Origin of the sequence: Nitrincola sp. A-D6 (assembly GCF_000764495.1) — a bacterium.
Taxonomy (GTDB): domain Bacteria; phylum Pseudomonadota; class Gammaproteobacteria; order Pseudomonadales; family Balneatricaceae; genus Nitrincola.
On sequence record NZ_JRLB01000042.1, the window covers coordinates 57,844 to 82,685 of the forward strand.

The 24,842-nt window shown below is 48.6% G+C and carries 22 protein-coding genes, 1 tRNA gene, 5 pseudogenes and 1 riboswitch; of the genes and pseudogenes, 14 read left to right on the forward strand and 14 right to left on the reverse strand.

Translation table 11 applies throughout. From position 1 onward, the window contains the following. Positions 1-16: 16 nt before the first annotated feature. From LH51_RS08380 to LH51_RS20795, 10 genes and pseudogenes are all read right to left on the reverse strand, one after another. A pseudogene (locus tag LH51_RS08380) lies at positions 17-1,937 on the reverse strand (gamma-glutamyltransferase family protein). 80 nt (positions 1,938-2,017) lie between these two features. Continuing rightward, positions 2,018-3,292: an ATP-dependent Clp protease ATP-binding subunit ClpX gene (clpX, locus tag LH51_RS08385; RefSeq protein ID WP_036521439.1), complete on the reverse strand. Its 1,275-nt coding sequence runs from the start codon at positions 3,290-3,292 to the stop codon at positions 2,018-2,020. 71 nt (positions 3,293-3,363) lie between these two features. Further along, positions 3,364-3,998, reverse strand: a pseudogene (gene clpP, locus LH51_RS08390) (ATP-dependent Clp endopeptidase proteolytic subunit ClpP). Positions 3,999-4,112: 114 nt separating this feature from the next. After that, positions 4,113-5,435, reverse strand: a complete 1,323-nt coding sequence (gene tig, locus LH51_RS08395; RefSeq protein WP_036521440.1) for a trigger factor — start codon at positions 5,433-5,435, stop codon at positions 4,113-4,115. 240 nt (positions 5,436-5,675) lie between these two features. After that, positions 5,676-5,751: transfer RNA gene (locus LH51_RS08400), tRNA-His, on the reverse strand. A 213-nt stretch (positions 5,752-5,964) separates the two neighbouring features. After that, positions 5,965-6,420 (reverse strand): annotated as a pseudogene (locus tag LH51_RS08405) (tyrosine-type recombinase/integrase); the annotation flags it as partial. Positions 6,421-6,657: 237 nt separating this feature from the next. After that, complete coding sequence (locus tag LH51_RS08410) at positions 6,658-7,050, reverse strand: hypothetical protein (RefSeq protein WP_036521442.1); 393 nt, start codon at positions 7,048-7,050, stop codon at positions 6,658-6,660. 54 nt (positions 7,051-7,104) lie between these two features. Next, entirely contained in the window at positions 7,105-7,446 is a 342-nt protein-coding gene (locus LH51_RS08415; RefSeq protein WP_036521443.1) for a MarR family winged helix-turn-helix transcriptional regulator, read from the reverse strand. Positions 7,447-7,517: 71 nt separating this feature from the next. Next, positions 7,518-7,793, reverse strand: a complete 276-nt coding sequence (locus LH51_RS08420; RefSeq protein ID WP_036521444.1) for a hypothetical protein — start codon at positions 7,791-7,793, stop codon at positions 7,518-7,520. Positions 7,794-7,835: 42 nt separating this feature from the next. Next, positions 7,836-7,986, reverse strand: a riboswitch (cobalamin riboswitch). A gap of 383 nt (positions 7,987-8,369) precedes the next feature. Further along, positions 8,370-8,567, reverse strand: a complete 198-nt coding sequence (locus tag LH51_RS20795) for a hypothetical protein (RefSeq protein ID WP_160173700.1) — start codon at positions 8,565-8,567, stop codon at positions 8,370-8,372. Between the two features lie 100 nt (positions 8,568-8,667). Between LH51_RS20795 and istA the strand changes: the two genes are divergently transcribed. Both istA and istB read left to right on the forward strand, forming a co-directional pair. Further along, a complete protein-coding gene (gene istA, locus LH51_RS08435) occupies positions 8,668-10,212 on the forward strand; it encodes an IS21 family transposase (protein WP_036521513.1) in 1,545 nt (514 codons plus the stop codon). Between the two features lie 11 nt (positions 10,213-10,223). After that, complete coding sequence (gene istB / locus LH51_RS08440) at positions 10,224-10,973, forward strand: IS21-like element helper ATPase IstB (RefSeq protein ID WP_036521451.1); 750 nt, start codon at positions 10,224-10,226, stop codon at positions 10,971-10,973. A gap of 151 nt (positions 10,974-11,124) precedes the next feature. Here the strand turns inward: istB and LH51_RS08445 are convergent, their stop codons facing one another. Continuing rightward, the gene (locus LH51_RS08445; RefSeq protein WP_036521452.1) at positions 11,125-11,430 is read right to left on the reverse strand and encodes a helix-turn-helix transcriptional regulator; all 306 of its coding nucleotides are present in this window, start codon (positions 11,428-11,430) and stop codon (positions 11,125-11,127) included. 288 nt (positions 11,431-11,718) lie between these two features. Here LH51_RS08445 and LH51_RS08450 point away from each other — a divergent pair, with 288 nt between their 5' ends. The 4 genes and pseudogenes from LH51_RS08450 (at position 11,719) to LH51_RS08465 (ending at position 15,785) form a co-directional block, all read left to right on the forward strand. Further along, on the forward strand, positions 11,719-12,822 hold the full coding sequence (locus LH51_RS08450) for a polyamine ABC transporter substrate-binding protein (protein WP_036521454.1): 1,104 nt from the start codon (positions 11,719-11,721) through the stop codon (positions 12,820-12,822). A 67-nt stretch (positions 12,823-12,889) separates the two neighbouring features. Continuing rightward, positions 12,890-14,029 (forward strand): polyamine ABC transporter ATP-binding protein, encoded by a 1,140-nt coding sequence (gene potA, locus LH51_RS08455; protein WP_036521455.1) that lies wholly within the window; start codon positions 12,890-12,892, stop codon positions 14,027-14,029. Between the two features lie 22 nt (positions 14,030-14,051). Continuing rightward, a complete protein-coding gene (locus LH51_RS08460; RefSeq protein WP_036521457.1) occupies positions 14,052-14,957 on the forward strand; it encodes an ABC transporter permease subunit in 906 nt (301 codons plus the stop codon). Then, a pseudogene (locus LH51_RS08465) lies at positions 14,950-15,785 on the forward strand (ABC transporter permease subunit). The gene LH51_RS08460 and the pseudogene LH51_RS08465 overlap by 8 nt, the downstream one beginning before the upstream one ends. Position 15,786: 1 nt before the next feature. Here the strand turns inward: LH51_RS08465 and LH51_RS08470 are convergent. The 3 genes from LH51_RS08470 to LH51_RS08480 all read right to left on the reverse strand — a co-directional run bounded on the left by LH51_RS08470 (position 15,787) and on the right by LH51_RS08480 (position 19,296). Continuing rightward, on the reverse strand, positions 15,787-16,062 hold the full coding sequence (locus tag LH51_RS08470) for an oxidative damage protection protein (RefSeq protein ID WP_036521458.1): 276 nt from the start codon (positions 16,060-16,062) through the stop codon (positions 15,787-15,789). Beyond that, positions 16,052-17,017, reverse strand: coding sequence for an A/G-specific adenine glycosylase (gene mutY, locus LH51_RS08475; RefSeq protein ID WP_327124598.1), 966 nt, complete (start codon positions 17,015-17,017; stop codon positions 16,052-16,054). Before mutY ends, LH51_RS08470 begins: the two co-directional genes overlap by 11 nt. Before the next feature lie 122 nt (positions 17,018-17,139). Then, positions 17,140-19,296 (reverse strand): AsmA family protein, encoded by a 2,157-nt coding sequence (locus LH51_RS08480; protein ID WP_036521460.1) that lies wholly within the window; start codon positions 19,294-19,296, stop codon positions 17,140-17,142. A gap of 140 nt (positions 19,297-19,436) precedes the next feature. Here LH51_RS08480 and hisB point away from each other — a divergent pair, with 140 nt between their 5' ends. The 8 genes and pseudogenes from hisB (at position 19,437) to LH51_RS19995 (ending at position 24,842) form a co-directional block, all read left to right on the forward strand. Continuing rightward, the gene (gene hisB / locus LH51_RS08485) at positions 19,437-20,030 is read left to right on the forward strand and encodes an imidazoleglycerol-phosphate dehydratase HisB (RefSeq protein WP_036521461.1); all 594 of its coding nucleotides are present in this window, start codon (positions 19,437-19,439) and stop codon (positions 20,028-20,030) included. A gap of 2 nt (positions 20,031-20,032) precedes the next feature. After that, complete coding sequence (gene hisH / locus LH51_RS08490; protein WP_036521464.1) at positions 20,033-20,680, forward strand: imidazole glycerol phosphate synthase subunit HisH; 648 nt, start codon at positions 20,033-20,035, stop codon at positions 20,678-20,680. A gap of 62 nt (positions 20,681-20,742) precedes the next feature. Beyond that, on the forward strand, positions 20,743-21,483 hold the full coding sequence (gene hisA / locus LH51_RS08495; protein ID WP_036521467.1) for a 1-(5-phosphoribosyl)-5-[(5-phosphoribosylamino)methylideneamino]imidazole-4-carboxamide isomerase: 741 nt from the start codon (positions 20,743-20,745) through the stop codon (positions 21,481-21,483). 9 nt (positions 21,484-21,492) lie between these two features. Continuing rightward, a pseudogene (gene hisF, locus LH51_RS08500) lies at positions 21,493-22,265 on the forward strand (imidazole glycerol phosphate synthase subunit HisF). A gap of 32 nt (positions 22,266-22,297) precedes the next feature. Continuing rightward, on the forward strand, positions 22,298-22,435 hold the full coding sequence (locus LH51_RS22475) for a hypothetical protein (RefSeq protein WP_235263616.1): 138 nt from the start codon (positions 22,298-22,300) through the stop codon (positions 22,433-22,435). A gap of 11 nt (positions 22,436-22,446) precedes the next feature. Next, a complete protein-coding gene (locus LH51_RS08505) occupies positions 22,447-23,055 on the forward strand; it encodes a substrate-binding periplasmic protein (protein ID WP_052063592.1) in 609 nt (202 codons plus the stop codon). 34 nt (positions 23,056-23,089) lie between these two features. Next, positions 23,090-24,526, forward strand: a complete 1,437-nt coding sequence (locus LH51_RS19070; protein ID WP_160173701.1) for a GGDEF domain-containing protein — start codon at positions 23,090-23,092, stop codon at positions 24,524-24,526. A gap of 73 nt (positions 24,527-24,599) precedes the next feature. Next, positions 24,600-24,842, forward strand: coding sequence for a CPXCG motif-containing cysteine-rich protein (locus LH51_RS19995; protein WP_235263617.1), 243 nt, complete (start codon positions 24,600-24,602; stop codon positions 24,840-24,842).

The window sequence follows — 24,842 nt, forward strand, 5'->3', positions numbered from 1 at the left end:
TTATGATTAACCGCCATTAATCGCCAAGAACAACGCCTTCACGACGTGGATCCGCGCCACCGCTGAAACCTGTCGGCGTTGCCTGAATAACCTGCAAACCACTGGTCAATTCTCTCTCGCTGACAGCGTGTCCCCGGGATTGCAGCGCATCCTGAAAGGCTTGAGGAAAATACCCTTGCTCGATATAGACCGGCCCGCCCAGTGTTATAGCATGCGGCAAACTAATAGCCGTCTGCGCATCCAGCCCCCAGTCCAGCATGGCTATCAGGGTTTTTGCCGTATAGTGAATGATCGCAGCGCCACCTGGAGAACCCAGGCTGGCAACTAACTCACCTGAATCAGCAGCAAACACCAGCGTCGGACTCATGCTGGAACGTGGACGCTTACCCGCCTCTACCCGATTGGCAATCGGCCGGCCTTCAGCATCCCTGGACTGAAAAGAAAAATCAGTCAATTCGTTGTTGAGCAAATACCCCCCTGGCAAGCCCGTTCCGCCATCAGCAAGAATGCGTGCACCAAATGCCGACTCAATCGTTGTCGTCATCGCCAGTGCCCGCCCTTCTGAGTCCACGATACTGATATGGCTGGTCCCATACTCAGGTTGTTCAGGTTGAGGAGCCCGGGCCGTTGTCATTACAAACGGTTCGCCTGCTTTTGCGCCTCCGCTCCCCATACTGGTCGACTCTATCAGTGCTGCACGTGATTTCAGATAGTTAGGTTGCAACAGGTGCTGCCAGCTACCACCAGGTGCTGTGACAAAATCGGGATCTGCAATATACATCGCCCGGTCAGCAAAACTCAGCCGCGAAGCTTCCAGAAACAGATGCAACCAGGTCTCCGATGGAATGCCTGTGTCAGCCAAACCTTCCTGCATAGGCAGGTGATCGAGAATGCCCAAAATCTGCATAATCGTCAGATGGCCAGAAGACGGCGGCGGGAAACCGCAGATACGATAAGCTTTCCATAGCGTGCAGATCGGCTGTCGCTGAATCGACTCATAAGCGCCCAGGTCATCGTAGCTGATGACACCAGGGTAGCGCGGATGTTGCTGTACTCGCTCAACCAAATCAGACGCTATGCTGCCCTGATAAAATGCACTACTGCCTTCACGTGCTATACGTTCCAAAATTTCAGCGAGAGCTGGATTGCGTAGTATATAACCTATGGGAAGCGGAAGACCCTGATCATCGTAGAAGAAGCTCGCTGCTAAAGGATCCTCTTGCAAGTAACGCTCGCTGGCAAGCAACTGATGCAATCTGGGACTGATGGCAAACCCTTGCTTTGCCAACTGAATAGCGGGTTGAAACAAAACTTCCCACTCAAGCACGCCCTGATCTTGATGAGCCTGCTCTAACATTTTCAGCACGCCAGGCACCCCGACAGACAGTCCACTGGCTACGGCATGCATAAACTCCAGCGGATCGCCTTGTGTATCCAAAAACAGGTTTTCATCTACGCCGGCCGGTGCAGTTTCACGGCCATCATAGGCAAACAACTGCTGCTGCGCATCAGAATACAACAGGAAAGCCCACCCCGATACCACTGGACTGAGGTTCTACCAGTGTCAGTACGGCTTGTATTGCTACAGCGGCGTCTATTGCAGAACCACCAGACTTCAATATTTGATACCCCGCTTCAGTCGCCAGCGGATTAGCTGCCGCTACAGCGAAGTGCCGGGTTTGAGTGACAGGTTTAACGCTGAAACCACTGGCCATTTCCGGCGCTATGGCTGCCGTATCAGGTAACTGAGAGTTAGAAGCGGCTGAAACACTGAAACTTATGATCATTAAAGCGCTTATCAACCAGCGCAAGGGAACCCCTTTGCAATATACAACCCATGACATGGACGTGCCCTCCTTTAATAAGCCTGCACCCAGTGTAACTGACCTGCTGATTATTAGGTAATCCAGCACAAGGCACCGCTCCTGCGCATCCATGCGCCCGCGGCATACCCTACGTCCTGTACATAAAAAACCCGGCGTGCTTGGCCGGGTTTTTTGGAGATTAAGCGTTACGATCAGTTATCTGGTGATGCTTTGGCATGTTCCTGATTTTCGTATATCAGGATGGGCTCTGAAGTGCCTTCGATAACGCCTTCATCAATCACCACCTTGGACACATTTTTCATCGCTGGCAGTTGATACATGATATCCAGCAAGGTAGCTTCCAGAATGGAGCGCAGGCCTCGCGCACCGGTACGACGTTCCAGCGCTTTTTTAGCCACTGAACGCAGTGCTTCTTTGCGGAAGTCTATCTCGGCACCTTCCATCTCAAACAGCGCTGCATATTGCTTGGTCAAGCTGTTTTTAGGCTCGGTCAGAATCGATATAAGCGCTTCCTCATCCAGCTCAGACAAGGTGGCAATCATGGGCAGACGACCAACAAACTCAGGGATCAGACCAAATTTGACCAGATCTTCCGATTCAACGTTATGCAGCACTTCGGTGAGGTTTTTCTCATCTTTGCTCTTAACGATGGCGTTGAAACCAATAGAGCTGCGCTCACTGCGATCACGAATGATTTTTTCCAGACCGGCAAACGCACCACCGACAATAAAGAGAATATTGGAAGTATCTACCTGCAGAAACTCCTGCTGCGGATGTTTACGTCCACCCTGGGGGGGCACAGATGCAACCGTACCTTCGATCAACTTCAGCAGCGCTTGCTGAACGCCTTCACCAGAAACATCACGAGTAATAGATGGATTGTCTGATTTACGTGAAATTTTGTCGATTTCATCGATATAAACAATACCTATCTGCGCCCGTTCAACATCATAATCGCACTTCTGCAGCAGCTTTTGGATGATGTTTTCAACATCTTCACCGACATAACCCGCTTCAGTCAGCGTGGTCGCATCAGCAATAGTAAAGGGTACATTGAGCAACCGCGCCAGGGTCTGTGCCAGTAACGTTTTACCACTTCCGGTCGGACCGATGAGCAGAATATTACTCTTGTTCAGCTCAATTTCTGGCTTTTTCTCTTTCAATTTCAGTCGCTTATAGTGATTATAGACAGCGACGGCCAATACTTTCTTGGCACGTTCCTGTCCAATCACATACTCATCCAGAGCATGTTTCAGCTCCTCTGGAAGTGGCAGTTTTTCTGATACTTCACCTTCGACTGTTTCCTGAATTTCTTCACGAATGATGTCGTTACACAGATCTACGCATTCGTCACAGATAAAGACAGAAGGTCCAGCTATCAGCTTGCGTACTTCGTCCTGACTTTTACCGCAGAAGGAACAAAACAGCTTGCTGCTTTCACCTTTTCCGCTTGTCTCATCCGACATTGTGATACCTCAAAACTATTCAATTACAGCACTGGCTTTGAGCCAGTGCGCTTTGCAACTCAGGCCGCTACTTATGAAGCAACTACGCGTTTTTCCAGCACCTGATCGATTAAACCATAATCCTTGGCAGTCTCAGGTCCATAAAATTATCACGCTCTGTATCGCGCGCAATGGTTTCTATATCCTGACCTGTATGCTGCGCCAAGTGACGATTCAACTTTTCACGAATTTTCAGAATTTCGCGAGTATGGATTTCAATATCCGAGGCCTGCCCCTGATATCCACCCAGTGGCTGGTGAATCATCATGCGGGAGTTAGGCAGTGAAAAGCGCTTGCCCTGGGTACCGCCAGCCAACAAAAAAGCCCCCATACTGGCAGCCTGGCCAATGCACATGGTACTGACATCCGGCTGAATAAACTTCATGGTGTCATAGATAGCCATGCCCGCTGAAACTGAACCACCTGGAGAGTTAATGTAAAGATGGATATCTTTTTCAGGGTTTTCAGCTTCCAGAAACAACAGCTGCGCCACGATCAGATTGGCCATATGGTCTTCAACCTGGCCCACCAGAAAAATAACACGCTCTTTAAGAAGGCGGGAATATATATCGTAGGCCCGCTCGCCGCGTGCACTTTGCTCAACAACCATTGGCACCAAACCGCCGGCATTACTGATTTCACTGTGTCCGGTGAAAATCTCTGACATGTAATATTCTCCTGATAACCAGTGCAAAAATATAGTCTATATAAAGTAAAAAAACGACAGCCGGCAACCCGCTGTCGTTTTTCAGAGCAACTTCACACCCATAAAAAGCGGTGTTTACTCAGCTGCTTCACCACGCTGCGCTGGCTTGATAGCTTCTTCGTAGCTAACCTGCTTTTCGATCACTTTAGCAGTTTCAAGTAGATGTTCAACTACTTGTTCTTCAAGAACCAGCCCTTTGACCTGGTTAAGAATTTCCTGATTACCGTAGTAATAGTCAATTACTTCTTGTGGATCCTGATAGGTTTCAGCCATCTCTTCAACAGTTGCACGAACTTTCTCATCAGAAGGCTCTATCTTGTTGACCTTGATGAGTTCCTGCATCAGAAGACCAACAGAAACACGACGTTTGGCCTGATCTGCAAACATGTCTTTAGGCAGCATGTTCGGATCGATTTTAGCATCAGGACCGCCAAACTGCTGAACAGCCTGACGACGCAATACATCGATTTCACGATCAATCAAAGCGGCAGGGATATCGATCTGATTCAATTCAGTCAACTGAGAGAAGACCTGATCTTTCAGTTTGGTTTTAAGGGCATGCTTGAGTTCACGTGCCATATTTTTCTTAACTTCGTTACGGAAGCCTTCGACTGTAGATTCTTCAATACCGAAACGGGCAAAGAACTCTTCATTCAGCTCTGGTAGTTTCTGCGCTGAAACACTGTTGACCTTCACTTTGAAGAGAGTAGCTTTACCTTTCAGATTATCGGCATGGTAGTCTTCAGGGAAGGTGACATTCAACTCGGTTTCATCACCTGTTGAAACGCCAACCAGACCAGCTTCAAAGCCTGGAATCATGCTACCGGAGCCCAGCACCAGATCCATGGCTTCAGCTTTACCACCGTCAAATGCTTCACCATCGATGAAACCTTCAAAATCGATATTCAGTCGATCGCCATCAACGGCGGCGCGCTCAACTACTTCCCAGTCGCCCTGCTGCTTGCGCAGGGTATTAATCATCTCATCCAGATCAGCATCAGTGATATCGGCTGACAGTTTTTCAACTTCGGCAGCGGAGAAATCAGACAGCGTTATTTCAGGATAAACCTCAAAAGTAGCAACATATTCCAGATCCTCACCTTCGACATCCTTACGGAGCTGAATGTCAGGCATGCCAGCCGGCATGAGTTTTTCCTGATCTACGGCCTGATAGAAGGTTTCCTGAACAACCTCACTGAGTACATCGGAGCGGATAGATTTTCCAAACATACGTTTGATAACGGAGGTCGGTACTTTACCCGGGCGAAAGCCATCCAGACGACGGCTGCGCGCCTGCTGCTGAACCTGCTTATTAACATCCTGATCAATACGTTCAGCCGGAACAGTAATAGTAACCTGACGCTCAAGGCCGGAAGTCGTTTCAACAGAAACTTGCATGGAATTCCTCACAAATACATTGCCGCAAAAAAAGATGGTCTGTCGTTAAAATCTACCCGTCTGCAAAACCGAAATGCTGACAGGAAGGCTGTACGCCAAACCCGAATTCTAAAGCGCGAAATTTTCCGCGAACTCTGACAGATAGTCAAGTCAATACGCTATTTAGGATGACAACAAATCTTCACAGAATAAGAATAGCAAAAAATGAACAGAAAGGAGTAAACAGAATAACAAATGAAATGGGGTGGACGATGGGGCTTGAACCCACGACCGCCGGAATCACAATCCGGAGCTCTGCCAACTGAGCTACGCCCACCATAACATTGCTTATATGACATTTTTAAATGGTGCGGACGGAGAGACTCGAACTCTCACACCTTACGGCACCAGAACCTAAATCTAACCCTTGGGGCTGTCTTTAAGGAACGGAGCGCATTCTATACGGCCATGCACTAGATTGTAAAGCTTGAAATTAATGTTTTGCGTCACTCTTTGCGTCACTGCGTCACGACTTATTCTGAAGCGGGCTTCAATCCACCCATCCCTTCAAGTGGTCAGCACTAACATGAACATACTTCATAGTAGTTGCTATAGTGCTATGCCCTAACCACTCTTTAACAATGGCGATAGGCATAGGCTTATTGGCGACACCAGTTCCATCAATAAGGCGTGTAGCTACTGTATGGCGCACTGCATGGAATACGAACTCTTTATCGTCCTGCATCCCTATGAACTCTCTCATGTGTTTCCAGTAGTGCTGAAAGCTATCTTTAGTGAGTGCTGGGAATAAGGCACCATCGACCCCTAAAGCGTCACGCTCAACACGACCATTGATGATAGTAAGACCACTTTGAGATAGTCCGATAGACCGGCTTTTACCACTCTTAGTGAAAGTACCGTTGAAGGTTAAAGACCTTGCCACTGTGTTCACATCTTTAATGTTTAGGTTCAGCATTTCGCTAAGCCTTCCACCAGTCTCAAAGCAGAGAGCTACGAGGTCATGAGCATCTTCCTGCCTAAGTGCTGGAAAGTCTTCAGGATAGCTGCCTGCTCCTTTAAGCTATATGTTCTGATACGGCCTTCAGTTGTCTGATAATTCTTCACCTTATTCAACCAAGGGAATTCAAGGCCAGCACAATCAAGCATAGTCCTGAGTGTTGCCAGCTTCTTGTTAATGGTGTTGTTGCTGTTGCCCTTGGCCCTGCACTCATTATCGAAAGCTTCAACATTTCCCTTGTGAGCTTAGCTTGGCAGTCTCAGCACCAAAGAAACGCGCAATCTGCCTGGCATTGATAAGAGCTGTCTTCTGATAACCCTCTGATTGAGTCTTCCAGTGGTCACGCTCAGCTATGTCTATAAGGCGATACCAGCTTAGTTCTGGTCTACCTTGATTCATGTTCAGCTCAGGGTCACTTCCCCCTCTAAGCTTGTCCAGCTCAGCCACAGAGCCAGCTTCAAACGCAGCTTTAACCTTCAGTTCAACAATCTTAGCCAGAGTCTCATCGTTGTAGCTCTGTCTGAAGCGTTCAGCCTTCCCAGTATCTGCAAAGTTACGCTTGGTAACATCCACCTGATACACGACACCCTTCTTAGTTTTCAATGCTCGTATGGTCATGACTCACTTCCTCTTATAACTCACTTATGGTTCCTTTGGGCGAAAAAATAGAGCTTATAGATAAGCCCTATCAAGTACCTCTTCCAGCTTACGTGCTATCTGCTTACCTTCTTCAGTCAGGTAAATGTTCTTCACCCGAATGTCCGCAGTATCACAACGGTATTCACATAAGCCCAAGCCTTTACGCTCAGCACTAGCTCTCTCCGTAAGCACTCTTATGTTTCGGGTGACTGAGCTTTTAGGTTGCCCTACTCGCTTCTCAATATCCCTAGCACTTAAGCCTTCTTCACGTATGACAGTAAGTAGGACGTGTAGCTGCGTCAGTGGTAAGTCCACCTTGATTTCACGCAGAACATTAGCCACCTTGATTAATGCCAACACATGCTTGTCTTTCATCGTCTTCATCCTATTGTTTTGGAATCACTAACGACAAATAAACCATAAGCGAGTTATATTTGCAAGTGATTCTATTCACTATTACTTAAAAGGTCTGTAACAAAAGCTTCCACTCCTTTTTCATGATGTTCATCAGGGACACCTAACCAGCATCCGTAAAAGTTTTGAAGTATATAGGCACCGCAAGCACTTAAACCATCTGCAAGCTTTAAAGATATGGAAAACCACTCAGTCAGCTCTAAATCAGGCTTACCGTTCACGAACTCATCTTGGTTAACAAACCCATGTTCAGTTAAGTCCATAATCAAAGCTGTCTGTTCAGCAAAAATGTGATTTACAACTTCCACACTACTTTCCTATTGTTGTCTAATCAGCAGCCCTCTGCTACTGAAGAGAGATTAAATCAGGCTGGTATCGGACTCACCTCTCGGTTTACCGTTGCAGGGGCAGTGTTGGCCTTGTTCCTAACGCACCAATCTTCCCAATTTAAGGCTGTTAAAATCTCCTGTTCATGCAGCCACCTGAAATTAAGTGGCGCATCTTATAGAAGCGTTTCAAATATTTCAAGATTTAATCTGGATGAAGCGGCCATTGGGCTTACGCACTAGAACCACATCACCCCATCTGTATATTTTCATACAAAGTAACCTATCCATTTCAACTCCTTAGCAGGTCTTCAAAGCAATCTTCAAGGCGGTAGACACAGGTCATGCTACTAGGCAAGTCAGCTCCCCTAAGCAGCTCAACACAGAACAGGAATTGTTCGCGCTCTGCTTGCCATGCCTTAGCGTTTTCAAGCGTCACTAATGGCTTTATTTCCTGGCTTAACGTGTTCATCTATTCGCCTGCTATTATTGATTGACCGATTTTGTAAGTCCCGTAAAGGCAGGGGCAAAGCACAAAGATAATCCAGAAGAGAAGCATTAAACTGCCCTCATGTAACGCTTCAGGGTTTCAACGTGCATTTCAAAGTGGTCAGCTATGGCCTGAAGTTCATAGCCTAGTGCATACCACTTCCGAGCAATGTTTATTTCATGCGTATTCCAGACCAAGGTTGCCACTGATTCCAGACGAAGCCTGCCATCCATTCCACGCGAAAGCTGCCACTGATTCCACAGCAAAGCTGCCACCCTGGCAGGCTGTCTGAATCACTTCATCCAAGCTGCACGACGCGGGATAACTTAACGGTATTCTGTCCCTTTTCATTCGGAGATGGGTCAGATGCCAGCAAAGAGGTTATCCATGCGTAAAATCAAAGAAGTTCTTCGACTTAAATGGATTAACGGGCTGAGTAATCGGCAAATTGCGGCGACCTGTGGTATCAGCCGTCCTACTGTGAGTGAGTACCTTCGCCGTACTGCCGACGCTGGCCTGAGCTGGCCACTACCTGACGATCTGGACGACAGCCAGTTAGAGCGTAAGCTGTTTCCACCGCCACCCAATTTGCCTGCCCAACTTCGGGGTATTCCTGACTGGAGTCACATTAACTACGAAATTCGACACAATAAAAACCTGACCCTGTTCTTGTTATGGCAGGAATATCGGCAATCAAATCCAGAGGGTTATCAGTACAGTTGGTTCTGCGAGCACTATAGAGATTGGCAAAGCAAGCTGGATTGGGTGATGCGTCAGGATCATCGGGCAGGAGAAAAACTGTTCGTGGACTATGCAGGCCAGACAGTGCCCATCATTGACCGAACCACAGGCGAAATCCATGCAGCTCAGATCTTTGTCGCCGTGCTGGGTGCTTCAAATTACACCTATGCAGAGGCCACTTGGAGCCAAACACTACCGGACTGGATTGGTTCTCATATCCGGACGTTTGCATTCCTGGGCGGCGTACCAGAACTCGTGGTACCGGATAATTTGAAATCTGGCGTCAACAAAGCACATCGTTACGAGCCTGACCTTAACCCAACCTATCAAGATATGGCGTCCCACTATGGCGTTGCTATTGTGCCGACGCGTGTTCGCAAACCGCGTGACAAAGCTAAAGTCGAAGGCGGTGTGCTGATTGTAGAGCGCTGGATACTGGCAGCGCTACGTCACCGACAGCACTTCTCTCTGGGGCAGTTGAATGCGACCATCCGAGAACTGCTGAAGAAGCTCAATGCACGCCCCTTTCGAAAGCTACCCGGTTGTAGAGCCGAGCACTTCGAGCAGTTGGATAAACCTGCATTACAGCCCTTGCCAGCTGAGCACTACGTCTATGCTGAGTGGAAAAAGGCTCGGGTCAACATAGACTACCACGTAGCCGTAGAAGGTCATTACTACTCAGTCCCCTACACCCTGATCAAGAAAGAGGTACAGGTACGACTCACCCACAATACCCTTGAGTGCTTTTATAAGGGTAACCGCATCGCGAGCCATTGCCGTTCTGATCAAAAAGGACGACACACCACGGTACCTGCGCATATGCCTGAATCCCATCGCCAAGCCGGTGAGTGGACATCAGAGCGTTTGATCTCTTGGGCAACCAATACGGGACCTGGAACTGAATCTCTCATCCGCAAAGCCTTAAGTGCTCGCAAGCACCCACAACAAGCATTCCGCTCATGTTTAGGCATTCTACGTCTTGGAAAAGCCTATGGAGATGAGCGCTTAGAAGCTGCTTGCCGACGTGCACTCCTACTGGGAAGCTGCCGTTACAAGAGTATCGAGTCTATCCTCAAGCACCGTCTAGATGAGCTGCCGTTAGAAGAGCAACAAGAGCTGGCTTTACCCGATACACACGACAATATCCGTGGCCCAGCCTATTACAATTAAAGGAATCTGACATGCTTAAACATCCTACTCTAGATAAGCTCCATAGCCTTAAACTCACCGGTATGGCTGCTGCATTCACTGACCAATCGTCAGCACCTGACATCAATGAATTGAGCTTTGAAGAGCGCCTTGGTCTGATGGTTGATCGTGAGATGACCGAACGAGACAACCGGCGTATGACGACTCGGCTGCGCCAAGCGAAGCTGAAACATAACGCTGCATTAGAGGATATAGACTACCGCGCTGCACGTGGTCTAGATAAAGGACTCGTCCAATCATTAGCCGCGTGCCAATGGGTAAAGGAGCATCTTAACGTGCTGATCACGGGGCCAACTGGGGTAGGAAAAACCTGGTTAGCCTGCGCGCTGGCACACAAAGCATGCCGCGAAGGATATACCGCACAATACGTGCGCCTGACTCATCTACTGCGGGAGATGACGATTGCTAAAGGCGATGGCCAGTATCCCAAGCTTCTAGCCAATCTTGCCAAAGTTGATGTGTTAATCCTGGATGACTGGGGACTCATGAAGCTGAGTGCTGAGAACAGAAGAGACTTGCTTGAGGTACTTGAGGATAGGCATGGTCGGCGTGCAACCATAGCTACCAGCCAACTCCCAATAGAGCAGTGGCATGATGTTATAGGTGATGCAACGCTTGCTGATGCGATCCTTGATAGGCTTGTACACAATGCTTACAAGATTAATCTCAGAGGGGAATCGATGAGAAAACGACAATCAAAGTTGACGCCGTCCCTTACTTAAGAGTATCAATAAAACACCCGTGTCGCTGCGCTCCGATGGGTGGCAGCTTTGCCTGGTCCGGGTGGCAGGCTTCACGTGGAATGGGTGGCAATCTTCAGCGGTTTACGCATACTAAGCTGCAATACAGTCACTTCAGCGGGTGTATCTGCGCTCATTCGTTATCTCCCAGTAATCCCTGCCACGGGTCATCGGCGAATGAGGGGTTGTTTTCCTTGACTGCCTGGCTTGGTTCGTCAGCCAGTACAGCTAATACCGCATGGAGTTTTTCTTCTGGGATCAACAGCAGTTCACTTTTAAGTCCCTTCGCGATTAACTCAAGCGTATCGAGCCGAGGATTGCCCTTGGACTCAGTTCTTTGATATTGCTGACGTGATATCCCAATCCGCAGCAGCATATCCTGCTGCTTCAGTGCCAGCGCTAAACGTCGCTGTTTGATCTGTTCGAGTAGTGACTGCATAATGAAACTTATATATTGCTATTAATCAATAAGAAACATATTAGTTTCCTTTTTGTGATTAGGCAATTTATATATTTCTTTCTATGACGGTCTCCTAGGAGGCTGTCCGAGAATAGCGACCGTAGCGAGGGAAAGACCGTTTTGAGGCAGTTTTTGAGCTATTTTGAGGCGAATAGTGGTTCTATTTAACGAAAAATAGCTCAAAAAAAATGACCAAAACGGCTTTTCCGCAGTAGGTCAGTCTATTCTCGGACAGCCTCCATACTTACTCAAGTATGAGGTGCTCAGATGATCAGATCTTTTGCAAAAACCGCGCTTGTTACCGCCATGGCCTGCGCTCTAGGCGCCACGGCGGCGAATGCCAATGAAGTTCGCGTGTACAACTGGTCAGACTACATTGCCGAAGATACGCTGGAGAAGTTTACCGCTGAAACCAGCATCAATGTAATCTATGACGTGTTTGACAGTAACGAAGTCCTGGAAGCTGCCCTGTTATCCGGTCGCTCAGGCTATGACCTGGTGGTTCCCTCAAACCACTATCTGACCAAGCAGATCAGCGCGGGGGCTTTTGTTGAGCTGGATCACAGTAAATTGACTAACCTGGGCAATCTAAGTCCTGAGCTTATGCGTAATCTGGAAGATGTAGACCCAGGTAGTCGCTTCTCTGTGCCCTATCTGTGGGGTACCAATGGCTATGGCTATAACGAAGGCCGTATACAGGAAATTCTCGGTGATGATGCCCCCGTAGATTCCTGGGCATTGATGTTTGATCCTGAGGTGACAGCCAAGCTGGCCGAAGCCGGATGTGGTATCAGTATGCTGGATTCCGGTGACGAAATGTTGCCTGCGGCTCTGGCCTATCTTGGTTTGAACCCCAATAGCAATGATGCTGATGATTTCGCCCGTGCAGCCGAAGTAATCAGTGCTGTTCAGCCACATATTACTTACTTCCATTCCTCACGTTATATTTCCGATCTGGCTAACGGCGAAATCTGTGTCGGTGCCGGTTACTCCGGTGATATTTTGCAAGCGGCTGATCGTGCTGACGAAGCGGACAACGGCAATGTTATTGTCTATACCATCCCCAAGGAAGGTGCGGCACTGTGGTTCGATATGCTGGCTATTCCTGATGGCGCCCCGAATGTAGACAATGCGCATGCTTTGATTAACTTTCTGCTGAAGCCGGAAATTATTGGCGATATCACCAACTATGTCTGGTATGCCAACCCTAACGCGGCGGCTGATGAGTTTGTGGATGAGGATATTCTTAACGACCCATCTATCTACCCGACAGCTGAAGTCAAAGAACACCTGTTCATCGCCAAAGAACGCCCGCTGGATGCCCAGCGTATCGTTACGCGTACCTGGAACCGGGTTAAGTCTGGACGTTAATAGCACACTGGCTGTCGACTTGGGTCGGTAGCCAGCTTTTAGTTGCACATGATTGGAGGGCTTACGCATGCCGAGTGGCTCAAATGCTGTGAAGAAACCACTGGAGACTGAAGCCGCGACTGAGGTGCTGTTGCAAATACAGGGTGTGAGTAAGTATTTTGATGATGTGCTGGCGGTGGATAATGTCAGCCTGGACATTACCCGAGGTGAAATTTTTGCACTGCTAGGCGGTTCCGGTTCCGGTAAATCCACCCTGCTACGTATTCTGGCGGGCTTTGAAAAGCCCGGTGAAGGGCGCATTATCCTGGATGGCATAGATATTACCGACCTGCCACCCTATGAGCGTCCGATTAATATGATGTTTCAGTCCTATGCCCTGTTCCCGCACATGACCGTGGAGCAGAATATCGCCTTTGGCCTGAAACAGGACAAGATTCCCAAAGCTGAAGTGAATCAGCGTGTGGCGGAGATGCTACGGCTGGTAAAAATGGATAAGTATGCCAAGCGCCGACCGGCGCAGTTATCCGGCGGGCAGCGCCAACGTGTTGCCCTGGCCCGGTCTTTAGCCAAGCGGCCCAAGCTGTTGTTGCTGGATGAGCCTATGGGGGCGCTGGATAAAAAACTGCGTACTGAAATGCAGCTGGAAGTGGTGGATATCCTGGAGAAAGTGGGTGTGACCTGTGTGCTGGTGACCCATGATCAGGAAGAAGCCATGACCATGGCCAGCCGCATCGCGATTATGTCGGAAGGCTGGATTGCGCAGATAGGTTCCCCCATCGATATTTACGAGAGTCCTAATAGCCGGATGATTGCTGAGTTTATTGGGTCTGTGAATATATTTGAGTGCCGTATCCAGGAAGACGAAACTGATAGCCTCACCCTGTCCTGTGCGGAACTGGATCAACCTGTCTATATCGGTCATGGGGTTAGCACCCGTGCAGAAAGTGAACGGGCTATGGTGGCGCTGCGACCGGAAAAAACCCTGATCAGTCGCGATCAGCCTGATTCAGACTATAATTGGTGCTCTGGTAAGGTACATGACATTGCCTATTTAGGCGGTTTTTCGGTCTACTATGTCCAGTTGCCATCAGGCAGAATCATTCAGGCCAGCATTGCTAACACTGAGCGACGCGGTGATCGACCCACCTGGGAAGACTCCGTATTTGTCAGTTGGGATGATTCCAGTCCAGTTGTGCTCTGGGATTAAGTAGTATGCGCGGAGGCTTAGTATGCTGAACAAGATCCGACAAGCGTTACCCGGTGGCCGGTTTTTGGTTTTCGGCATACCCTTTATCTGGCTGTTGTTGTTTTTTCTGCTGCCCTTTGCGCTGGTGTTAAAAATCAGTTTTTCGTCGGCAATGATCGCTATTCCGCCCTATCAACCAGTGTTTAGCTATATCGACCAGACTATCTCTGTTGTGTTGAATCTGGGCAACTATATTTTCCTGGCGTCAGACAGTCTTTACGTATCCGCTTATATCGGTTCTTTGAAAATAGCTTTTATTTCGACACTCTTGTGCCTGTTGCTGGGCTATCCGATGGCCTATGCCATGGCGCGTGCACCCCTGCAGTGGCAGTTGGTTCTGCTGTTGCTGATTATGCTGCCTTCCTGGACCTCCTTCCTGATTCGTGTGTATGCCTGGATGGGTATCCTGAGCAATCAGGGGTTGCTGAATAATTTTCTGCTATGGCTCGGGGTAATTAACGAGCCGCTCAGGATGATGAACACCAACTTTGCTGTGGTCATCGGTATTGTCTATGCCTACCTGCCATTTATGATTTTGCCCCTCTATGCCAATCTGGTGAAAATGGATGCCAGCTTGCTTGAAGCGGCTTCAGACCTTGGTTCGCGCAAGATCAATACCTTCTGGCGAGTCACTTTGCCCTTGTCGAAAGGTGGGATCATCGCCGGTTCCATGCTGGTGTTTATTCCCGCAGTGGGTGAATTCGTAATCCCAGAGCTACTCGGTGGCCCGAATACATTGATGATCGGTAAGGTGCTGTGGGAGGAGTTCTTTAATAACCGCGACTGGCCTGTAGCCTCCGCGCTGGCAGTTATCATGCTGGGATTGCTGATCATACCCATTATTCTTTTCCACCGTTATCAGTCCAGGGAGATGGAAAAGAATGGCTAGGTTAAGAAATCTCAGCTTCTCCAAAGTCATGCTGGTGGTGGGATTGCTATTTTTGTATATCCCCATGGCTATTTTAATATTTTATTCGTTTAACTCATCACGGCTGGTGACCGTCTGGCTGGTTTCTCAACGCAATGGTATATAGAACTCTTCCGTGATCAACAGTTGTTATCAGCCGTGTGGATGAGTCTCAGAATTGCTTTTTATTCAGCCACCATGGCGGTGTGTATCGGAACCCTTGCTGCCATGGTAATGACGCGCTTTAATCGTTTTCGTGGACGAACCATGTTGTCGAGTATGATTACAGCACCGCTGGTAATGCCCGAAGTGATTACAGGCCTTTCGCTGTTACTGCTGTTTGTGCATATGGCGCAGATTATCGGTTGGCCAACTGATCGTGGCATGGTGACTATCTGGATAGCGCACACGACTTTTTGCAGTGCTTATGTAGCTGTGGTGGTGTCATCGCGCCTGCGCGAGCTGGATATGTCCATAGAAGAAGCCGCCCTGGATCTCGGGGCGACACCTTTTAAAACCTTCTTTCTGATTACGATCCCGATCATTACCCCGGCACTGATCTCTGGTTGGTTGCTGGCTTTTACCCTGTCCCTGGATGACCTGGTGATTGCCAGCTTTGTCTCAGGGCCAGGTGCCACCACCCTGCCCATGGTGGTTTTTTCATCGGTCAGGCTCGGTGTGTCACCGAAGATCAACGCTTTAGCGACCTTGATTATTCTGGCTGTCTCTGTGATTGCCTTTATTGCCTGGTACCTGATGCGGCGAGCCGAAGAGAAGCGTCGCCGTCCATTACCTGAGTCGGTGGAATAGTTTATTTTTCAGTGGGTGGAACATAGCCCTCGGCTTGTTCATACTCTTCACCGGCAAAAAACTTTTCCATCTGCTCCTGCAGAAATTTCCGACTTGCCGGGTCCATCATGTTCAGGTGTTTTTCATTGATCAGCATAGTCTGATGTTCAGTCCATGCCTGCCATGCCTGTTTGGAAATGGTTTCATAAATATTTTGGCCTGTCGGGCCTGGATAGGGTGGCTTATCTAAGCCTTCCAACTCTTGCTTATACTTGCGACAGAAAACACTACGACTCATCTGTTGCTCCTGAATCACCCGAGGGGTGGATAGAGTGAATGTGCAGCTGCTGAAGCAGCTTTTTAATCGGTGCAGCCAGGCCAATCGCCTGCTGCGGCTGGCCTATGTTATACCAGAGACCGTTAGTGGCTTCCATCACACAGTTTTCAGGGTTTTTTAATTGGTATACCTGCGGGGTGATGTGTAGATGATAATGGCTGAAGCTATGCTTCAAAACAGCCAGGATCTCATCGGGCTGATGCTTCGGCAAGATGAAGGGTAATCCGGGGTCATCAATTTCGGGCAGGCTCCACAGCCCTCCCCAGATCCCAGTGGGTGGCCGTTGTTGTAGCCAGATTTCACCGGCTGAATTGCGCACTATAGCCAGGCTGACCGTTTTGACTGGGAGGCTCTTACGTGGTTTGGGTGTTGGCAATTGATCAGTGATTCCCAATGCCAGGGCACGGCAGTCAGCGTTAAGCGGACAGGCAGCACAATCAGGCTTACTTCGACGGCAGAGCGTGGCCCCCAGGTCCATAATAGCCTGAGTATAGTCGCCATTGCGCTGCTCTGGTGTGTGTTTTTCAGCCAGGGCCCAGAGTTGTTTAAGGACGGCTGCATTGCCACTCCAGCCCTGTACGGCATGATAGCGAGCCAGCACCCGCTTCACATTGCCGTCCAGAATTGCGGCTTTTTTTCCTAACGCGATGGATAGTATGGCGCCTGCTGTTGAGCGTCCGATGCCAGGTAAGGTTTCCAGTGCGGCCTGGGTGTCAGGGAATTGACCGTTAAAATCCTGACAAATAATCTGTGCGGCTTTGTGCAGATTGCGAGCACGGGCATAATACCCCAGCCCGGTCCAGTGATGTAGAACCTTGTCGACGGGCGCTTCAGCTAAGGCATGTACATCAGGAAATTCAGCCATAAAGCGCAGAAAATAGGGAATGACCGTTTTGACCTGGGTTTGCTGCAACATAATCTCAGAAACCCAGGTGTAATAAGGTGATTTTTCCGACTGCCAGGCAAGTCATGACGCCCATGCTGGTCAAACCAGTATAGTAGAGCGTCACTCACGGTGTTGGGTGTGCATAGGGGCATTTATTGAAACAATCCCCTGATTAAATCCCGGGCCCCCTCTTCGCCACCGATACGCTCCTTTATCTGTTCTTCAACACTGCCACCGATACGCTCTTCAATTTTGCGTTGCACTTCCTGGCGTAGCAGCTGTGTAAAGACGCTGGTATCCGGTCGGCACATCTGTGCTGGAGGCGTATCAAACTGGCCTTTGCAATTGATTGGTAGTTCCAGACCTTCAAGCCGGTTGTTCACCGAGCAGGTTTGTTGGAACAGGTTCTCCTGAATAGTGAAGCCCAGACGGTAATCGATAGCCTGAGCGGGAAGATCTACACTGCCCTGCCCTTTAACCAGCATGGCATCCAGGGTAGCGCTGAGGTCGTTGTTTTCTACGATACCCTTGCGGATACGGAAGTTACCCAGAAGGTCAGCGAAGGGGGTGGATTTATCAACCTGCTGGGTGTTGATGCCTAAAGAAGTCACTGTCTGAATACCCTGGCACACAGTTTGTGCCATATCTATACCTTGCAGCACACCCTCTTGCATACTGATACTGGCAGAGCCATTCAGGTTGTTGATCATGGCATGTATTGAGCCACCACTGGTGGTTAGTGCGGCCTGGGTTGAAAACCGACCGCTGACGGCGTCTGAATCAGCCATCTCTTTTAACAGTTCGCCCACCTGTATGTCGCTGACTTGAAGGTTTGCCTGCGTTGATACCGGTGTGCTTCGAGCATCCAGGACGCCGCTGGCATTGAGCTGACCTGAATAGAGCTGAGCAGTCAGTCGACTGAGATTGATCAGCCCTCCTTCAGCAGTCAGGCTGATGCCAGGATTATTGATGTGACGCTGTTCCAGGATCAATGTTTCCAGGTCCAGTTCCAGAGACAGGTTCAGTGTTTTTAAGCTATCAACCGGGAGTATCTCCTCCTGTGACCAGCCTGCGTTACCTTGGTTGGCTTGGTTGTTGGTGTTGTTACTATCAGAGGTGGCTGTAGTGGCTGCTTGTGGTGGCAGATAATGATCGGCATTCAGTGAATTGCCCTTGAGTGCCAGGGATAGCTGCCCAGTTTGCAGATTAATGCCTGCAGACCCGGTTAATAGTGTGTCATCCAGAGTAAGGCTCAGTGGTGACAAGCTGATAGCCTTGAGGTTGCCGGTGAGTTGCGTTGAAAAGCCTACTTGCTGAAGTGCGCTGGCATTTTGCGTAGTGAGGGGTGGCTGCCCAAGTTCGGTCAACAGCGCCTTCAAATTAAAGGGTGCTGCATCGATACGCCCACTGATGTCAGGTTCATTAAAATTCTGCAGGCTTAGCTGGCCCTGCAATGCCAGGCTGCCAAGAGACAGGCTTAGCTGATCTATGCTCAGGCTCTCTTCGAGAAGATTGAGAAGGATATCAGAGTGCAAATTGATTGCGGGCAGGTTCGGTGGCAGGTTGCTGCCTCCCAGTTGCAGGTTTATCTGGGTATTTGCCAGATTAAAGCGTTTTAAGTCCTGGTTGATCAGAAGTTGCGTGTCCAGTTTGGTGTTGGCTTCAGTGACGACATCCGCACCTTCAAATAAGCGTAAATTAAAGCTTAATTCGGTAGCAATCGGCTGATCCAAACGTACGTTGCCTGTTGTCAGTGTCAGGTTGCTCAGCTCGATACGGCTATTCTCAGCCAGGTCAGTGTACTGAATGCCCGCTTGCTTAACCGAGACAGATTCGATGTTCAGGTCAATATCCGCGGTGGTCGTGGCTGGGTTGGCGGCTTCAGCGCTTGAAGCAGTTGGGGCTTCGGTTGTTCCTGTTGATTCACCTGCCCAGTTTACATTACCTTCAGTATCTTTGGTTAGCGTGAGGGAAAGGCCTTCCAGTATTAAGTCGCTCATCTCTACCTGACCGGATAGCAGCGGCATCAATTGCAGCGAAACCTGCGCCGATGTCAGGCTGGCAAGTTGTGGTTTTTCCGGATATGCAATGTGTATAGCACCGGTTTGCATGCCCAGCCAGGGATAAAGAGACCAGGCGATATCACCTTCAATGTTAATATCCAGTCCCGCTTTTTCGAGTGCAAGTTGTTCAATCCTGGGTTTGTAGTCATTTGGATCCATTACAGATGTAATGTAAAAAAGTCCTATGGCTACAACCAGAACCACAACGACAAAAGTGGCTGCAACGATTTTGACAAAGCGTTTCATAGGTATCTCTCACAGTTTGTTTGTAAAGGAAAAATAAAGTCGTAAATAATTAACCCGATCTCTCTCAACTCCAGCCCTGCCGTTGGCAGCTTCTATACCGTATAATAGCAGCATTTACTGAATTATTTGCGGAGAATGTTATGGCGCAGCGCACAGCCAGAGTTACCCGGAACACTCTGGAAACCCAGATTACCGTTGCCGTTAATCTGGATGGGAGCGGCAAGTTCGAGGCGGATACCGGTGTGCCCTTTCTGGATCACATGATGGACCAGATCTCCCGTCATGGTCTGATTGACCTGGAAGTGAATGCGGTGGGTGATCTGCATATTGATGACCATCACACAGTGGAAGATGTCGGCATCACTCTGGGACAGGCGTTCAGTCAGGCGGTTGGGGATAAAACAGGCATTCGTCGCTATGGCCATGCTTATGTGCCTTTGGATGAAGCTTTATCACGGGTGGTGATTGATTTCTCCGGGCGCCCTGGGCTGGAGATGAATGTTGAGTTTACCCGTGGCCGTATCGGTAGCTTCGATGTAGACCTGTTCAGTGAGTTTTTCCATGGCTTTGTTAACCATGCCAAGGTCACTTTACATATCGATAACCTGAAAGGTAAAAACAGTCACCACCAGGCTGAAACTATATTTAAGGCCTTTGGTCGTGCCTTGCGTATGGCGCTGGAAGAAGATCCACGCGCTCAGGGTATGATGCCATCAACCAAGGGATGTCTGTAAATATGAGCCGTATTGCCGTTATCGATTATGGCATGGGAAACCTGCATTCGGTTGCCAAAGCGCTGGAGCATGTTAATCCTGATGTAGAAGTGCTGGTAACCGCCGATCCGCAAAAAGTGCGGGATGCCGACAGGGTCCTGTTACCAGGCGTGGGTGCGATTCGAGACTGTATGGCTGAAATACGTCGCTTGGGTGTTGATGCTGAAGTGGCTGAGGCGATACGTTCTGGAAAGCCTTTCTTGGGGATCTGTGTTGGCTTTCAGGCGCTGATGGATTTCTCTGAAGAAAATGGTGGTGTGGATTGTCTGGGTGAGTTTTCCGGACGGGTAAACTTTTTTGGCAATGAGCTGCGTGATGCTGATGATCAGGTCTTGAAAGTTCCTCATATGGGCTGGAATCAGGTCAGGCACGCTAAGGCTCATCCGCTTTGGCAGGGGATTGAAGATAATAGCCGTTTTTACTTTGTGCACAGCTATTATGTAAAACTGGCGCAGACTGAACAGGTAGCTGGCACTTGCGAATATGGTGTGCCCTTTGATGTGGCTTTGGCACATAAGAATGTCTTTGCTGTTCAGTTCCACCCTGAAAAAAGCCAGCAGGCTGGCCTTCAATTGCTGCAGAACTTCCTCAGTTGGGATGGCTGTGCCTGAGCAGTCTGACCGATTAGCGGGACAACTGGGTTATAACCGATTTTGAATAACTGGAAAGAAATATGCTGATTATCCCTGCAATAGATCTGAAAGATGGTAAATGTGTGCGTCTGCGTCAAGGGCGCATGGATGACTCTACGGTGTTCTCGGATAACCCGGTTGATATGGCGGCCAAATGGGTCGAAGCCGGTTGTCGGCGTTTGCACCTGGTCGATCTGAACGGCGCATTTGCCGGAGAGCCGGTTAATGGTGAAATAGTTAAAGCCATTGCTCAGGCTTATCCTGATCTGCCGATTCAGATCGGTGGTGGAATCCGTACCGCAGAAACCATTGAAGCTTATCTGAATGCGGGCGTTGAGTATGTCATTATTGGTACCAAAGCAGTGAAAGATCCGGCTTTTGTAACCGAGATGTGCAAGCGTTTTCCCGGTCATATTATTGTTGGCCTGGATGCGCAGGATGGTTATGTAGCCACTGACGGCTGGGCTGAAGTCTCTAGTGTTAAAGCCACAGATTTGGCGATTCAATTCCGCAATGATGGTGTTTCTTCCATCGTTTATACTGATATCAGCCGTGATGGCATGATGCAGGGGGTGAATGTGGAAGCGACCGTCGCACTGGCGCAGGAGGCGGGTATACCGGTGATCGCATCAGGTGGTGTTACCGATATAGAGGATATTCGTCGTCTTGCAGCGGTCGCTGAAAAGGGTATTCTGGGTGCTATTACCGGTCGTGCTATTTATGAAGGTACTCTGGACGTGGCAGAAGCTCAGGCACTCAGTGACCAATTGAGTCAGGCATAAGGAGCTGAAATGGGACTGGCTAAGCGTATTATCCCTGCCTGGATGTTGAAAATGGTCGGGTTGTGAAAGGGGTCAAGTTCCTGGATATTCGTGATGCGGGTGATCCGGTTGAAATCGCCCGTCGCTATGAACAACAAGGCGCTGATGAAATCACTTTTCTGGACATTACCGCCAGTCATGAAGGCCGGGAAACCACAGTACATACGGTAGAGCGTATGGCGGCTGAAGTTTTTATTCCGTTGACGGTGGGTGGTGGTATTCGAGCCTGTGAAGATATTCGCCGTATGCTGAATGCGGGTGCCGATAAGGTTTCGATTAATACTGCCGCCGTATTTAACCCTGATTTCGTTCAGCAAGCAGCATCGCGTTTTGGTTCACAATGTATTGTTGTGGCGATTGATGCTAAAAAAGTCTCTCTGCCGGGCGAAGTTGATCGATGGGAAATTTTTACCCATGGTGGTCGTAAACCCACTGGATTGGACGCCGTCGAGTGGGCTGAAAAAATGGTCAAGCTGGGGGCGGGTGAAATCCTGCTGACCTCAATGGATCAGGATGGTATGAAATCAGGCTTTGACCTGGGTGTTACGCGCGCTATTAGTGAGGCGGTGCATGTGCCAGTGATCGCTTCTGGTGGTGTGGGTAATCTTGATCATTTGGTTGATGGTATTCTGAAGGGAAAAGCAGATGCGGTTTTAGCTGCATCAATTTTCCATTTTAATGAGTACTCCATCCCGGAGGCGAAGCAATATATGCAGTCGCGGGGAATCGAAGTAAGATTATAGTTCACTGTTTTAAATAATCAGGGATGTTTGTAATGATAAGAAAAAAAACAAACAGCTGGTTGGGCATACTACTTGTTGGATGGTTGGGGTTTGCGCAGGCAGACCCACTGATCATTGCAACAGAAGGGCTTATCCGCCGTTCAGCTATTTTGATGAGTCAGGAAATCTGACTGGATTTGATGTGGATATAGCCTATGCACTTTGTGAGGCTATGCAGCGGGACTGTGAACTTATCGCTGTACCCTGGATTGATATACTGGATGGTATAGAAGAAGGCGATTATCAGTTGATTGTTGCCAGTATGGCTAGGACCGCTGAACGAGAACAGCGTGTTGATTTCAGCGATTACTACTACCGTAGCCATTCAGTTTTCGTTGGCAATCCATATAAGTACTCTAATAATAACCCTGAATCACTTGAAGGAGTCCGCCTGGCAACAGGTATTGGTACTGTCCAGGAAGCATTTCTTAGATCACGTTACCCGGCGGCTGACATTATTGTTACTGAAAGTCAGGAGCAGGCGTTGGCGCAACTGGTGTCCGGTGAAGTGGATTTGGTGCTATCAGATAGTATCAATCTTTTAAGTTTTCTGCAGTCAGCTGAAGGTACCCAATTTGACTTTATTGCAGAGCCGCTGATTGATGAGTTGCTGAAAACAGATGCACATATCGCTATTCAGAAAGGTAATGAGGCACTGCGATCAGCTATCAATCAGGCACTGATAACCATTCGGTTAAACGGTACTTATGAGCGCATAAATCGTAAGTACATTCCGTTTAGCATCTATTAATATGGCACACCCAAAATTTTTTCCACAGTTTAAAATGTCAGTTACCCTGCTGATGGTTGTGTTGGGTCTGTTGCTGATATTTACCCTGGCACTGACGCTGTCGCTCGGGCTGCTTAAAGATATTTCGTCTAAAACCGAAGCTACAGCTGAAGACTATCTACCCGAGTTGGCCCGAACACAGCAGGATGCATTGAAAGTAGAGAAGCTTGGTACTTACCTTGATGCTGCATATAGAGTGCAAAATGCTGCAGAAGAAAGGCATTACCGATTGCTATCACAGGTAATTATTCATAGCTTTATGCTGGATCAGGACACTTACCTGATGTCAGAAGCTAACAATATCATGTTTGATATCCGTGAAATGCTAAGTGTAAGGCAGTTGCAACGTGAGCTGCAGAAACAGGTGCAGGCGCAACTGAATACAGTCGACTATACTGATTTGAGCTATTTCGTTGGCTTTTTTTCTGCTATCTCGGTTCAGTCTATTCAGCAACAGAGTATGCAAAATACCCTGGAACGCCTCCAGACTCGTATGACGCCAGATGGTTACGAGAGCTTGCACTATAATATCAATTTTATATCTGACCTTAATGTGCAACTGGATTGGTTGGTTGCGGATACACATCAACGGATTGAAAACTTGTCCTCATACCTCAGTTCTGATGCTGCGCTGAAGGCGCGGTTGATTACCCGCGATATTGCTGAAGATGCCTTGAAAATCAGTAACTATTTTCTGATTTTGATTGCCTTACTGATCTTTTTTTCAGCTATCATCCTGTTTTCATTTCAGCGACTTATCCTTCGACCTGTGCAACTGTTAGTCAATGGTTTACGCGCAATTGAAGGCCAAGGTGAGCAGCCAATCACATTACAGCCGCTTTGCTTTAAAGAGCTGGATACCATACGTCTGTCGATAGAAGATTACTCCAGTCTTGCTTACAGGTTGCAGAAGGCAAATCAGGAGCTTGAGCGTTTATCTCAAATCGATGGATTAACTGGGCTGGCTAACCGTCGCTGCCTGGATCAGATGTTGGATGTGGAAGTGGGGCGTTCTTTGCGTTATCACCACCCGCTTGCTGTTCTGATGATCGATATTGATTACTTTAAGCGACTGAATGATAGCTATGGACATCAACTGGGTGATGAATGCCTACAGGAAATGGCGAGAATATTTCAGACCTTTACTCAGCGACCCGGTGAATTGGCTGCGCGCTTTGGTGGTGAAGAGTTTATATTGATTTTTCCAGAAATAACGGTTGAAGAGGCTCTTCGAATCGCAGAGTCCTTGCATGCCGAATGCCGTAAAATTGCATTGTTACCGGATAAGTCAGTCAGTATTTCAGTTAGTATCGGTATAGCCTGTTTCCAAGCGGGGGTAACTGATTCAGCCGAGCGCTTGCTTAAGCATGCCGACCAAGCGCTTTATCAGGCCAAGTCCACAGGACGAAACTGTACCCGTATTTATGGGTAAGCAAACATTATGAGATCAACTTCTGCGTGCAGTCGCATTTGGACTAAGCTAAGTGGAGCAAACGTGCTGCTTTATGGCGGCATCGTTGCTGTTCCAAAAACTGGTCGTATTGCTGATGCAGGAGAAGATGATGAATCCATTAGAAACGGTTGATCTGGTTTGCCCATATTGCAGCGAGACTTTCTCGCTGACGGTAGACTGTAGTGGTGGAGACCAGGAATATACAGAAGACTGCTCAGTTTGCTGTGCTCCGGTTTCAATTCGTGTGGTTATAGGCCGAGCTCTTGAAGTTTCGGTAGAGCGCGAGAGTGATTAA